Origin of the sequence: Saccharothrix sp., from assembly GCF_031180885.1 — a bacterium.
GTDB lineage: Bacteria > Actinomycetota > Actinomycetes > Mycobacteriales > Pseudonocardiaceae > Actinosynnema.
Window position 1 is genome coordinate 15,033 of record NZ_JAPSLK010000056.1, and the last position, 13,445, is coordinate 28,477.

At 72.4% G+C, this 13,445-nt stretch carries 11 protein-coding genes; 3 read left to right on the forward strand and 8 right to left on the reverse strand.

Going from position 1 to position 13,445, the window contains the following annotated elements:
• Positions 1–90: 90 nt before the first annotated feature.
• Entirely contained in the window at positions 91–477 is a 387-nt protein-coding gene (locus RIN75_RS36250; RefSeq protein WP_309116608.1) for a hypothetical protein, read from the forward strand.
• Here RIN75_RS36250 and murD read toward each other — a convergent pair.
• From murD to mraZ, 8 genes are all read right to left on the reverse strand, one after another.
• Positions 468–1,832, reverse strand: a complete 1,365-nt coding sequence (murD, locus tag RIN75_RS36255; RefSeq protein ID WP_309116609.1) for a UDP-N-acetylmuramoyl-L-alanine--D-glutamate ligase — start codon at positions 1,830–1,832, stop codon at positions 468–470. The genes RIN75_RS36250 and murD overlap by 10 nt on opposite strands.
• A 1-nt stretch (position 1,833) precedes the next feature.
• Positions 1,834–2,922 carry a phospho-N-acetylmuramoyl-pentapeptide-transferase gene (gene mraY, locus RIN75_RS36260; protein WP_309116610.1) on the reverse strand — a complete coding sequence of 363 codons (1,089 nt, stop codon included), beginning with the start codon at positions 2,920–2,922 and terminating at the stop codon, positions 1,834–1,836.
• Entirely contained in the window at positions 2,919–4,382 is a 1,464-nt protein-coding gene (gene murF, locus RIN75_RS36265; RefSeq protein ID WP_309116611.1) for a UDP-N-acetylmuramoyl-tripeptide--D-alanyl-D-alanine ligase, read from the reverse strand. The genes mraY and murF overlap by 4 nt, the downstream gene beginning before the upstream one ends.
• Positions 4,379–5,908 (reverse strand): UDP-N-acetylmuramoyl-L-alanyl-D-glutamate--2,6-diaminopimelate ligase, encoded by a 1,530-nt coding sequence (locus RIN75_RS36270; RefSeq protein WP_309116612.1) that lies wholly within the window; start codon positions 5,906–5,908, stop codon positions 4,379–4,381. The genes murF and RIN75_RS36270 overlap by 4 nt, the downstream gene beginning before the upstream one ends.
• 485 nt (positions 5,909–6,393) lie before the next feature.
• Positions 6,394–8,292 (reverse strand): penicillin-binding protein 2, encoded by a 1,899-nt coding sequence (locus RIN75_RS36275; protein ID WP_309116613.1) that lies wholly within the window; start codon positions 8,290–8,292, stop codon positions 6,394–6,396.
• Complete coding sequence (locus RIN75_RS36280) at positions 8,292–9,044, reverse strand: hypothetical protein (protein ID WP_309116614.1); 753 nt, start codon at positions 9,042–9,044, stop codon at positions 8,292–8,294. Before RIN75_RS36280 ends, RIN75_RS36275 begins: the two co-directional genes overlap by 1 nt.
• On the reverse strand, positions 9,041–9,985 hold the full coding sequence (gene rsmH, locus RIN75_RS36285) for a 16S rRNA (cytosine(1402)-N(4))-methyltransferase RsmH (protein WP_309116615.1): 945 nt from the start codon (positions 9,983–9,985) through the stop codon (positions 9,041–9,043). The genes RIN75_RS36280 and rsmH overlap by 4 nt, the downstream gene beginning before the upstream one ends.
• Positions 9,986–10,137: 152 nt before the next feature.
• Positions 10,138–10,569: a division/cell wall cluster transcriptional repressor MraZ gene (mraZ, locus tag RIN75_RS36290; RefSeq protein ID WP_121226791.1), complete on the reverse strand. Its 432-nt coding sequence runs from the start codon at positions 10,567–10,569 to the stop codon at positions 10,138–10,140.
• A gap of 509 nt (positions 10,570–11,078) precedes the next feature.
• On the opposite strand from mraZ, the gene RIN75_RS36295 reads away from it, so the two are divergent.
• Together RIN75_RS36295 and RIN75_RS36300 are read left to right on the forward strand one after the other, a co-directional pair.
• Complete coding sequence (locus RIN75_RS36295; protein ID WP_375296068.1) at positions 11,079–12,149, forward strand: AAA family ATPase; 1,071 nt, start codon at positions 11,079–11,081, stop codon at positions 12,147–12,149.
• A 1-nt stretch (position 12,150) separates the two neighbouring features.
• Positions 12,151–13,416, forward strand: a complete 1,266-nt coding sequence (locus RIN75_RS36300) for a DUF58 domain-containing protein (protein WP_309116616.1) — start codon at positions 12,151–12,153, stop codon at positions 13,414–13,416.
• Positions 13,417–13,445: the final 29 nt, after the last annotated feature.

Here is a 13,445-nt window from a genome sequence, read left to right on the forward strand (position 1 = left end):
AACCGGCCGCCGGTTGCGCTCCACCGCCGGACCCGCCGCCCACCCGCCGGATTCGCCGCTACCCGAGCCACCCGGATTTGTCGGTACCCGATGAGACAATGGAACCGGGGGCCGGAGGCCGCGCCGAGGCTGACCGCGCTGGCCGCACTGGGCCGGCTGCACGGAGCGGACCGCGCCGAGCCCACCACGCCGAGCCGACCGCACTGGGGCTGGGCTTGGCCGGCTGCGCCGAGCCGACTGCGCCGAGCCAGCGTGGGCTGGGCCGGCGTGGGCTGGGCCGACGTGGGCTGGGCCGACGTGGGCTGGGCCGACTGCGCCGGGCCGGGGTCGCGCCCGGGTCGGCTGGCCTGGGGCCAGCCCCGCAGGAGGCCGTGCCGGGCCGGCTGCGCTGGGCCGGGGCCGGCTGCGCTGGGCCGGCTGCGCTGGGCCGGGATCGGCTGGGCTGCGGCGGGCCGGGGGCGGGGTGCTCAGGGCTGAGACTGGCCCGTCAGCTCCCGCACCGCCTCCGCGAACGCCTGCCCCCGGTGCGCGTAATCCGTGAACATGTCCATCGACGCCGCCGCCGGCGCCAGCACCACCGCGTCCCCCGCCCGAGCCATCGACCGCGCGGCCCGCACGGCATCGCGCATGGTCGCGTCCTCCAACACCGCCACCGGCACGGAAGGCGCGTACTTCGCCAACGACGCCGCGATCACCTCGCGGTCCGCCCCGATCAACACCGCCCCCCGCAACCGGAACGCCTCGGCCCGCACCAACTCCTCGACCGACGCGCCCTTCAACAACCCACCCGCGACCCACACCACACTCTCGTACGACCGCAACGACGCCGAAGCCGCGTGCGGGTTGGTCGCCTTCGAGTCGTTGACGTACGTGACCCCGTCCGACACCGCCACGACCTCCGCCCGGTGCGCCCCCGGCCGAAAGTCGCGCAACCCCCGCCGCACCGCCTCCGCCGACACCCCGTGCGCCCGCGCCAAAGCCGCGGCGGCCAACGCGTCGGCCACCCCGGGCGGCCCGGCCGGGTGGACGTCCGACACCGAAGCCAGCACCGCATCCGGCCCGAACGCCCGGTCCACCAGGTTCCCGTCGACCACCCCGAGCTGCCCCTCCTCGGGCGCCCCCAGGGTGAACCCGACGTGCGCCGGAGAAGGCGAAGCCGAAAGCAGCTCGGCCACGTAAGGGTCGTCCACCCCGGCCACCGCCACGTCACCGGTCAGCACCTGCGCCTTGGCCTCGGCATACGCGGCGAACGAGCCGTGCCAGTCCAGGTGGTCCTCGGCCAGGTTCAGCAGCACCCCGGCCGCCGGCCGCACGGACGGCGACCAGTGGAGCTGGAAGCTCGACAGCTCCACCGCGAGCACCCGGTGCCCGGCCAGCAGGGCGTCCACCACCGGCAGCCCGACGTTCCCGCACGCCACCGCGTCGATCCCGGCCGCCCGCAGGACGGACTCCAGCATCCCCACGGTCGTCGTCTTGCCGTTGGTCCCGGTCACCGCGAGCCACGCCGGCGGGTCGGCCAGCTCCAGGCCCATCCGCCAGGCCAGCTCGACCTCGCCGATCACGTCCAGCCCCGCCGCCCGCGAGGCCACCAGCAGCGGGCTGTCCGGCCGCCACCCGGGCGAGGTCACCACCAGCTCCGCCGACGACGGCGGCGCGACCAGGCCCGGCACCAGCGCGACACCCGGCAGCAACGGCTCCAGGGCGCTCAACCGGTCCGCGGAACCGTCGGTCACCGTCACCGACGCACCCGCCGCCAGCAGCGCCTCGGCGGCGGACCGGCCGGTCACGCCCGCACCGGCGACCAGGACGTCGCGACCGGCCAGGAACCCCACGTCAGCTCCCCGCCGCGGTGAGCCACTCGCTGTAGAACAGGCCCAGGCCCAACATGCAGCACATGCCCGCCATCAGCCAGAACCGGATGATGACCGTGGTCTCCGCCCACCCGGCGAGTTCGAAGTGGTGGTGGAACGGCGCCATCCGGAACAACCGCCGCCGCGACGTCCGGAACACCGCGACCTGCAGCACCACCGACAGCGCCTCGACCACGAAGATGCCGCCGATCACGACCATCAGCAGCTCGGTGCGGGTCGCGATGGACAGACCCGCGACCAGGCCGCCCAGCGCCAGCGAACCCGTGTCACCCATGAAGATCTTGGCCGGCGCCGCGTTCCACCACAGGAAGCCGATGCAGCCCGCCATCGCGGCGGCGGCCACCAGCGCCAGGTCCAGCGGGTCGCGCACCTCGTAGCAGCCCGCCACCAGCAGGTTGGAGCAGTTGTAGCGGAACTGCCAGAAGCTGATCACCACGTACGTGCCGAGCACCATCGCGGACGTGCCGCCCGCGAGGCCGTCGAGGCCGTCGGTGAGGTTGACCGCGTTGGACCACGCGGAGATCGCCGCGTAGCAGAACACCACGAACCCGACCACGCCGAACGACACCACCGCGATGTCGCGCACGAACGACAGGTTCACCGACGCCGGCGTCAGGCCGTCCTTGTTCGGGAACTGCATGACCAGGACCGCGAAGATGATCGTGGCGACGAACTGGCCGACCAGCTTGGCGGTCTTGTTCAGGCCCAGGTTGCGCTGCTTGCGGATCTTGATGAAGTCGTCGAGGAAGCCGACGATGCCCAGCGACGTGGTCAGCATGAGCACGAGTAGGCCGGACGCGCTGGGCGTCTGCTCCGCCGCCGACGCCGACATCGAGTTCACCAGGTGCGCGCCGAGGTAACCCGCCCACATCGCGACCAGGATGGCCACACCGCCCATCGTGGGCGTGCCGCGCTTGGTCTTGTGGGACTGGGGGCCCTCTTCGCGGATCTCCTGGCCGAAGCCCTGCCGGGAGAAGATCTTGATCAGGTACGGCGTCAGCATGATCGACGCGATCAGCGCGATGGCCGCCGCGATGAGGATGCTCTTCACTTGCTGACCGCCTCCAGGAGGGCCTCGGCAACCCGCCACAGGCCGTATGAGTTGGATGCCTTCACCAGCACGACGTCACCCGGACGCACCTGGTCGCGCAGCAGCTCCACGGCCGCCGCCACATCGGGCACCAATACCGCTTCTTCGCCCCATGATCCTTCCAGGTGCGCACCCTGGTGCATCGGGCGGGCTTGGTCCCCGACGACGACCAGCTTGTTGATGTCCAGGCGCACGGCGAGCCTGCCGATCTCGTCGTGCGCGCGGACGTGGTCTTCGCCCAGCTCGGCCATGGGGCCCAGGACGGCCCAACTGCGCCGGGCGGGGTTGGTGGCCCGCGAGATGGTGGCGAGCGACTTGAGCGCCGCGCGCACCGACTCCGGGTTGGCGTTGTAGGCGTCGTTGACGATCGTCACACCGTCAGGACGTTCGGTGACCGCCATGCGATGCGCGGAAACCCGTTCGGCTTGCCCCAGGGCTTCGGCGACCTGCTCGTGGGTCGCGCCCAGGCGCAGGGCGATCGCGGCGGCGGTGAGCGCGTTGCCGACCTGGTGGGGTCCGTGCACCGCGAGCCGCACGCGGATTTCCCCCTGCTGGGTGACCAGGGTGAACGCGGCCCGGGCCTGCGCGTCCAGCTCGACGTCGACGGCACGGACGTGGGCGTCCGGGTGCTCGCCGACCAGGAAGACCTCGGCCCTGGTCCGCGCGGCCATGCCGGCGACCAGCGGGTCGTCGGCGTTGAGCACCGCGATCCCGTCGACCGGGAGCGCCTCGACCAGCTCGCCCTTGGCCTGCGCGATCCCCTCGCGCGAGCCGAACTCGCCGAGGTGGGCGCTGCCGACGTTGAGCACGGCACCGACCTTCGGCGGCGCCACCTCGCACAGCGCCGCGATGTGCCCGCGACCCCGGGCGGACAGCTCCAGCACCAGGAACCGGGTCGACTCGTCGGCGCGCAGGACCGTCCACGGGTGCCCGAGTTCGTTGTTGAACGACCCGGGCGGCGCGATGGTCGGCCCCAGCGGGGTCAGCACCTGCGAGATCAGGTCCTTGGTGGAGGTCTTGCCGGACGAGCCCGTGACGCCGATCACAGTCAGGTCCGGCAGCCGGTCGACGACGTACCGGGCCAACTTCGCCAGCGCCGCCAGCACCGCCGCCCCCGCGCCGTCCTTGTCCCCGGACAACACATAGGCGTTCCCGTGCCCGCGCTCCACCGGAGCCGCCACGACCGTCGGAACCCCGTCCACCGGACGACCCGCCAGCACGCCCGCCGCGCCCTGCTCGATCGCCTTGGCCGCGAAGTCGTGACCGTCGACCCGTTCGCCGGGCAGCGCAAGGAACAGCCCGCCGGGCGTGATCTTGCGGGTGTCGAACTCGACGGTGCCGGTGACCACCGGCGTCCCGTCGGTGCCGTGCAGGGTGCCGCCGACCGCGTCGGCGATCTCGGCCAGGCTGAGCGGGATCACCGGCGGACCTCTCTGATCGCGTGCGCGAGTGTGTCGGCGTCGGAGAACGGGTGCACGACGCCCGCCACCTCCTGCCCGGTCTCGTGCCCCTTGCCCGCGACCACGACCACGTCACCGGGCCGGGCGAGGTTCACCGCGTGCTCGATCGCCGCACGCCGGTCGCCGATCTCCAGCACCTGGCCCCGGTCCTCGTCGGGCACGTTCAGCGCGCCCGCCAGCATCGCGGCCCGGATCGCGGCCGGGTCCTCGCTGCGCGGGTTGTCGTCGGTGACGATCAGCACGTCACTGCGCCGAGCCGCCTCCTCGCCCATCAACGGCCGCTTGGCGGTGTCCCGGTCGCCGCCACAGCCCAGCACCGTGATGATCCGACCGGTCGCCCGGGCGCGCACGGCGGCCAGCGCGAGCGCCACGGCCTGCGGCTTGTGCGAGTAGTCGACGACGGCCGTGAAGTCCTGGCCCTCGTCCACCCGCTGCATCCGCCCCGGCACCTGCACGTCGGCCAGCCCGCGCCGGATCGACTCGACGTCGACCCCTTGGAGGTGCAGCAACGCCGTGGCCAGCAGCGCGTTGGCGACGTTGAACTCACCCGGCAGCCGCAACTCGACCTCGAACACCAGGCCGTCCGGCCCGTGCGCGGTGAACCGCTGCTCACCGGTCGCGGACACGCTGATGTCCGAGGCCGTCCAGTCGGCGTCCCCGGTGGTCGCGACGGTGACAGTGCCTGGCTTGACCAGCCGACGCCCCCACTCCCCGTCCACGCACACGACCTCGCGGCGGGCGCGGCCGTCGAACAGCAGCGCCTTGGTCTGGAAGTAGTCCTCCATGTCCGGGTGGAAGTCGAGGTGGTCCTGCGACAGGTTGGTGAACGCGGCCACCGCGAACCCGACCCCGCCGACCCGGCCCAGCCGCAACGCGTGGCTGGAGACCTCCATCGTCACGTCCGTGACCCCGCGCTCGGCCATGACCGCGAGCAGCGCGTGCAGGTCGGGCGCTTCGGGCGTGGTGAGGGCGCTGTCCAGCCGCTCACCCGCGATGCGCGTCTCGACCGTGCCGATCAGCCCGGTGGTGCGCCCGGCGGCGCGCAGCGCGGACTCGACCATGTAGCTCGTCGTGGTCTTGCCCGAGGTGCCGGTGATCCCCCACACGGCGACCTTCGTCGCGGGCTCGCCGTAGACCCGCGCGGCCAGCGTCCCGAGGACTTCACGCGGGTTCGGGTGCACCAACACCGGAACGTCCCGCACCTTCGCCGCACCGGCCTCGTCGGTCAACACCGCCGCGGCCCCCCGGGCCACGGCTTGCTCGGCGAAGTCCGCACCGTGCGCCCGAGCCCCGGGCAACGCGGCGAACAGGTCACCGGCCCGGACGTGCTGGGCGCGCAACGTCACCCCGGAAACGGCGGTGTGCGCGCGATCGGGCGCGGTGAGGTGCGCGTCCACGGTCGAAGCGAGTTCGGACACGGCGACGGGCTGGACGCGGGAAGGGCGAGGCGGGGCGGTCGCGACCTTGCCCTCAAGCTTGGCAGGCACGCGCGGAAGGCTACCGGCGCACGGAGAGTGTTCACCCACCACGTCCACTGCGGACACGAAAACCTTTCAGTGCCAGCCAAAACACCCCCACCGCACAGCGCTGCCGCTTTTGCGCCGCAGGCGCTCCCAGGGGCTTGCCAAGCCACAGGAAGGGGCCTCGGTTCGTCCCCCGTGCGGCCTGGGCGCAGCCCAACCACGCTCCGGCCCTTTCCGCAACCACGCTTCACCGGTTGCGGAAAGGGCCGGAGCGTGGTTGCCTCCGGCAGGCCGCACGGGGGACGAACCGACGCCCTTCCACCCCCTGGGGGTCTCCAGGCCCGCTTTTCTCTTGAGAGCGCCAGCGAGTCCGCTTGAGAGCGCGAAGCGCGTTCCTTCCCAAGCAACGCGAAGCGCTTTCCTCCCCAGCAGCGCGAAGCGCGTTGCGCATAAACCTGCACATTTCCAGTCGAGTGCCGCTAAAAATGCGCTAACCCCTTAGCGCCTGCTCAGAGAACCAGCTGGACCACGGGCGCCTGCTCCGCCGACATCGGCACCTGGTACCGCTGCGCCAGGTAGGACGCAATGTCGTGGAACAAAGGTGCCGCCGACCCGCTGTACTGGCCACCCCCACTCGGCGCGTCCAGCATGATACCCACCACATAACGCGGGTTGTCCGCCGGGAAAATCCCCGCGAAAGTGATCCAGTACGAACTCTGGCTGTAGCAACTGCACTTCGGGTCGACCTGCTGCGCGGTCCCCGTCTTCCCGGAAACCTGGTACCCCGGCAAAGCGGCCGACGGCCCGGTCCCGGTCTGCCCCGGCGCTTTCTGCACCACCGCGCGGAACATGTCCCGAACCGTCTTCGCGGTTTGCGGGGAAACCACCCGCACCTCTTCCGGGCGCTCGACTTCCTTCCGAGCGCCGTTCTGGTCCACCTCCGCCCGGATGATCCTCGGCGGAATCCGGACGCCGTCGTTGGCGATGGCCTGGTACATGCCGGTCATCTGCAACAGCGTCATGTTCAGGCCCTGGCCGATGGGCAGGTTGCCGAACGTCGAGCCGGACCACTGGTTGCGCGGCGGCACCGAGCCCGATTCCTCGCCCGGCAGGCCGGACTGGGTCCGCTTGCCCAGGCCGAACTTGCGCAGCATGTCCGCGTACCGGTCCTCGCCGATCTTCTGCGCCGCCATCAGCGTGCCGACGTTGGAGGACTTCGCGAACACGCCGGTGAACGTCATGTCCTGCGTCGGGTGGAACACCGAGTCCTTGATCACCCGGTCGGCGACCTTGATCGTGTAGTCGACGGTCAGCACGCTGTCCGGCTGGTAGATGCCGTCCTCGATGGCCGTCGCCGCCGTCACGATCTTGTTCACCGACCCCGGCTCGAACACCGACGACACGGCCGTGTTGCGCAGCTGGTCCTCGGAGGCCTTGCCGAAGTCGTTGGGGTCGAACGTCTTGTCGTTGGCCATGGCCAGGATCTCGCCGGTGCGCGAGTCGAGCACCACCGCCGACCCGGACTTCGCGCCGGACTTGGCCGTGTAGTCGGTGACCATGCGCTGCAACGCGTACTGCGTGTCGACGTCCAGCGTCAGTTCCAGGCTCCGGCCCGGCACGGCCGCCGCCAGCTCGCGCGACCGGTCGGGGCCGGGGATCACCACGTTGTTGTTGCCCTGCATGGTGTCCACGACCCGGCGGCCCATGCGGCCGGCGAGGACGTTGTCCTGCGAGTTCTCCAGGCCCAGGACGCCGTGCGTGGCGGGCGGTTCCTGGTCCTCCCGCCAGTTCGCCGCGCCGATGATGTTCGACGCCAGCTCGCCGTTGGGGTACACGCGGACCGCGCGGTACTCCTGGCCGATGTCGGCGTACTTCTCGGTGATCGTCGCCGCCTTCGCCGGGTCGATGTTGTCGACCAGCTCGACGTAGGTGATGTCCTTGGTGATCAGCGAGTACATCGTCTGCTCGTCGGTCTTCTGGCCGTTGACCTCGGTGCCGAGCGTGTCCTGGATGAACTTCGCGACCTCGCGCGCCCAGTCCTCGTAGCTGCCGATGTCGGGGTCGGCCTCCTGCGCCTTGACCCACTTCTCCCGGGTCAGCTGCGGCACGGCGTAGAGCTGGCGGGCCTCGACGCTGAACGCGAGCTGGTTGCCGTTGCGGTCGGTGATCGCGCCGCGCGCCGCCGGGACGTCGATGGGCGTGGCCCGCTGCTTCTGGGCCTGCTCGGACAGGGCTTCCGCCTGGAAACCCTGCACCTGCACGAGCTTCAACCCGGCCAGCACCAGCGCGCCGACCAGCAGCAGCCGGCCGACGGCGATGCGGACCCGGCTGTTGCCGCCCCGCCGCCGCTTGGGCGCGCGGACCTGCAACGGCCGCCTGGTGGGCCTCCCCCTGGTGGGCCCTGGCATCACTGACCTCCGGGCACCTGCTGTGCGGGCGGTTGCTGTGCGTTCGGGTCGACCGGCTGCTGCCCGTTCGGATTCACCGGCGGTTGGGCGTTCGGGTCGGCCGGTGGCTGTTGCGCGTGGGGATCCGGCTGCGCGGGCGGCTGGGCGTTCGGATCAGCCGGCGGTGGGGCGTTCGGATCGGCGGGCGGCTGTTGAGCGTTGGGGTCCGCCGGCGGCTGCTGGGCGTTCGGGTCCGGCGGCGCGGGCGTCGAGGTGGCCGGCGGCGCGGGAGCCTGCGCGGCCGAGGGCTTGCCGTGGACCTCGATCGTCCCGTCCGGCAACTGCCGCAACCGCGCCGGGTCCTGCACCGGCACCAACCCCAACCGCGCCGCGGCCTCCGCGAGCTGCCGCGGCGACTCGGCCAGCGCCACCTCCCGGCGCAGCTGCTCGACCTGCCGCGCCAACCGCTTCTCCTCCGCCCGCGCGTCCTGCAAGCGGTACGAGTCGGCGGTCGCCTGGGTGGACAGCCACATGATCGCGGCGATCCCGACCCCCAGCACGACCATCACCATCACCACGAACGGAGCCCGCGGCGCGGCCACCGGCTGGCGGGTGACGGCGGTGCCGCGGGACGCGCGCGTCCGCTGCTCGCGGCGGGCGTAGGCGCGCTCGGCCGCCGCCGAACGCGAACGGGTGGGCACCGAGCGCAGGGCGCGCTCGCGCGGCGTGCCGGGGGTGGACGGCACGCCGTTGGCCCGGGCCGGAGCGGTCATGTCGCCTCCCTGATCCGTTCCGCCGCCCGGAGTCGCACCGGCGCGGCCCTGGGGTTGTCCTCGATCTCCTGCTCGGTCGCCACCTCGGCGCCGCGGGTCACCAGCTTCAGCTCGGGGCCGTGGCCGGGCAGCTCCACCGGCAGCCCCGGCGGGGTCTTGGAGACGGCCAGCTCGGCGAAGGCCCGCTTGACCATCCGGTCCTCCAGCGACTGGTAGGACTCCACGACGATCCGCCCGCCCACCGCCAGCACCGAGAGAGCCGCCGGTAGGGCCCGGCGCAACGACTCCAGTTCGCCGTTGACCTCGATCCGCAGCGCCTGGAACGTCCGCTTGGCCGGGTGGCCTCCGGTGCGCCGGGTCGCCGCGGGCACCACGTCGTAGAGCAGCTCGACCAGCCGCCCGGAGTTGGTGAACGGCTCGCGGGCGCGTTCGCGCACCACGGCCTGGGCGATCTTGCGGGCGAACCGCTCCTCGCCGTAGTCGCGCAGGATGCGGGTCAGGTCGTCCACCGAGTACTCGTTGAGCACGTCCGCGGCCGTCATGCCGGTGCCCGCGCTCATCCGCATGTCCAGCGGCGCGTCCCGGGAGTAGGCGAACCCGCGCTCCTCGGCGTCGAGTTGCAGCGAGGAGACGCCGAGGTCCATCAGGATGCCGTCCACCGGACCGTCCACCGCCTCGGCGATGTGGTCGTAGGTGGTCTGCACGAACGTCATCCGGTCGGCGAACGGTTCGAGGCGCTTGCGCGCCAACTCGATCGCCTGCGGGTCGCGGTCCAGGCCGATCAACCGCACCCGCGGGTGGGCCCGCAGCACCGCCTCGGAGTGCCCGCCCAACCCGAGCGTGCAGTCGACGAACACCGCGTCCCGGTCGGCCAGCGCGGGGGCCAGCAGGCCCAGGACGCGGTCGAGCAGCACCGGCACGTGGCGCGCCCGCTCGCCCATGTCCCCTCCCACATCCCCCCACCGACAAAAATTCGGGTGTCGTCAGGTCCCCGCCCGCCCGTCGGACCTGGCGCCGGGGAAGGTGCGCCAGGGCCGAAAGCCGAGCGGACCGAGGCCTCACGGCACCCGAAACCTCAAGCGTTCAAGCCCGATCAGAAGACGCCCGGCAGCACCTCCTCGCGAGCCTCGGCGTAGCTGTCCTCGTGCTCGTCCATGTAGCGCTGCCACGCCTGCGCGTCCCAGATCTCCAGCCGGTTGACCGCGCCGATGACCACGCACTCCTTGGTCAGCCCGGCGTAGCGGCGCAGTTCCGGTGCGATGGACACCCGGCCCTGGCCGTCCGGCCGCTGCTCGTCGGTCCCCGCGAACAGGTAGCGCTGGTAGGCGCGGACGGCCTCGTTGGTGAACGGCGCCTCCGCGACCTTGCGCGCCATCTGCTCGAACTCGGCCCGAGGGAACACGTAGAGGCAGTGGTCCTGGCCCTTGGTGACCATGAGACCCCCCGCTAGCGCGTCCCGGAACTTCGCAGGCAGCGTCAGCCGGCCCTTGTCGTCCAGCCTGGGGTGGTGCGTGCCCAGGAACACGGCAACCCACCTCCCGCCGCCGGACGGCGAACCGGCAGTGGGGCCCCCGTCTGCCCCACCGGCCGCCACAGTACCCCACTTTTCACCACAGTCAACGCTGAAACGGGTGGTCAGCCACCCGGATGGGGAACGTTTACGCAGGTAGAGCGAAGATGACGAGCGTGGGGGGCGGTGGGGGGAGCCGAGCGGCCGGGGCGCCCGGAGGGCCGTGATCGACTTCAAATCCCACCCGAACGGCCCAGCGAAATCGGGCAAAACGGGTTCAGCCCGGCGGGTGGTGGGGAATCGTGGTGGGAGCGGGTGAACCGGCAGCCGGGGACGGCCGTGGAAACCAGCGGCACGAGAATGTTCAATCGGTGTGGGGCGCTTCGCCCCGGTTTGACACACTGCGTGAAACGCTCACCGCCTCCGCGAACCGGTCGCGGTGGTCTTCGGGAGGTCGAGTGACTCCGAGTACCCAGCCAGCCGCGCTGCCCGAACACTCTTTCGGGGGCGGTGGGCTCAATCACGTGAACAACACGGCCCACGTGCACAGCCGGCCCGACGAGGTGCTCGCCGAACTGCACGCCGTGGTGGGGCGCATCGCGGCGAACGTCGAGAAGGTCATCGTGGGCAAGCCGGACGTGGTCCGGATCGCCATCGTGACGCTGCTCGCCGAGGGCCACCTGCTGGTGGAGGACGTGCCCGGCGTCGGCAAGACGTCGCTGGCCAAGGCCCTGGCGCGGTCCATCGACTGTTCGGTGAGCCGCATCCAGTTCACCCCCGACCTGCTGCCCAGCGACATCACCGGTGTGTCGATCTACAACCGGCAGGACAACGACTTCGAGTTCCGGCCCGGCCCGGTGTTCGCCAACATCGTCGTCGGCGACGAGATCAACCGGGCCTCGCCGAAGACACAGTCGGCGCTGCTGGAGTGCATGGAAGAGCACCAGGTGACGGTGGACGGGAACACCTACCCGCTCAGCTCGCCGTTCATGGTGATCGCCACCCAGAACCCGATCGAGATGGAGGGCACCTACGCCCTCCCCGAGGCCCAGCGCGACCGGTTCACCGCGCGGGTCTCCATCGGCTACCCCGACCCGCAGGCCGAGCTGGCGATGGTGGACGAGCACGCGGGCAACGACCCGTTGGCCGACCTGCGCCCGGTCTCGGACGCGGACACGGTGCTCAAGCTGGTGCACGCGGTGCGCCGGGTGCACCTGTCGCCCGAGGTGCGGCGGTACGCGGTGGAGCTGGTGTCGGCCACCCGGCGGCTGCCCGAGCTGCGGCTGGGCGCGTCCCCGCGGTCGACGCTGCAACTGGTCCGCGCGGCGCGGGCGCAGGCTGCGCTGGCCGGGCGCGACTTCGTGGTGCCCGACGACATCCACGCGGTGGCCGTGCCCGTGCTGGCGCACCGGCTGGTGCTGACCGCGGAGGCGCAGGCGGCGCGCAGGTCGGCGGCGGACCTGGTGCGCAACCTGCTGCAGCGGGTGCCGGTGCCGCAGGCGGCGCTGGAGCCGTCCGGCCAGTTCCTGCAGAACGTGCAGCGCCACCCCGGCGGCCACCCGGTCCCGGGCCACGGCGACGGCCACCACCGCTGACATGCGCGGAGCCCTGTCCGGGCTGACCACCCGGGGCCGCTGCCTCCTCGCCGCCGGGTTCGCGGCGGGCCTGTGCGCGGTCGTGCTCAACGAGCGGGACCTGCTGCGGGTCGCCGCGTTCGTGGTGGCCCTGCCGGTGCTGGCGGCGTGGCTGGCCCAGCGGGCGCGCGTCGGCCTGCACGCGTCCCGGTTCCTGTTCCCCAGCCGCGTGCAGGTGGGCGCGGCGACCGAGGTGAAGGTCGAGCTGCGCTCGGCCGGTCGGCTGCCCACCGGCGGTCTGCTGCTGGAAGACGCGGTGCCGTACGCGCTGGGCGCGCGGCCCCGGTTCGTCGTCGAGCGGCTGCCGCGCAACACGGTGACCGCGCTGCGCTACCCGTTGAAGCCGGTGATGCGCGGCATCCAGCAGGTCGGGCCGCTGATGGCGCGGATCACCGACCCGTTCGGGCTGGCCGAGTTCGACCGCGAGCTGGCGGGCCGCTCGAAGCTGGTCGTGGTGCCGCGCGTGGTGGGCCTGTCCGGGCTGCCCAGCGGGTCCGGCATGGGCGCGGGCGACGACGGTTCGATCCGGCTGCGCGCCGGGCAGGGCGAGGACGACGCCGTGGTGCGGCAGTACCGACACGGCGACGACCTGCGGAAGGTGCACTGGCGGTCCACCGCGCGGCGCGACGAGCTGATGGTGCGCGTCGAGGAACGGCCGTGGCGCGGCGGCACGACGGTGCTGCTGGACCACCGGCTGGTCGCGCACCGCGGCACCGGGCCGAACTCGTCGCTGGAGTGGGCGGTGTCGTTCGCGGCGTCGGTGTGCCTGCACCTGCACCGGTTCGGGCACCAGGTGCGGCTGGTCGGCGACGACGGCCGGGTGCTGGCGGGCGGGTCGGGCGACGGCGGGCACAGCGACGCCGTGGTGCTCGACGCCCTGGCCGCCCTGCAACCGTCGCACCGGCGGGAACCCGCGGTGGGCGTGGACCCGGGCGCGGGCCAGGAGGTCATCGCGATCCTCGGCGGCAGCACGCCCGCCGTGGTCGACGCCCTGGTGCGCAACCGGCCGCGCGGGATGCGCAGCCTGGCCGTGGTGATGGACGTGCGGGCGTGGGCGGCGGGCGGCGAGGACCCCGCGCCCGACCCCGAGGACGCGCGTGGCCTGCTGACGGCGGCCGGCTGGGGCGCGGTGGTCGCCGGGCCGTCGACGGCGATGGGCCAGGTCTGGCAGGAGCTGTGCCACAGCGCGGGCAACCGCGGCCCGGTGGTGCGCACGGAGGTGGGTTGAGTGACCCGCAGTGACTGGGGGATGAGCAG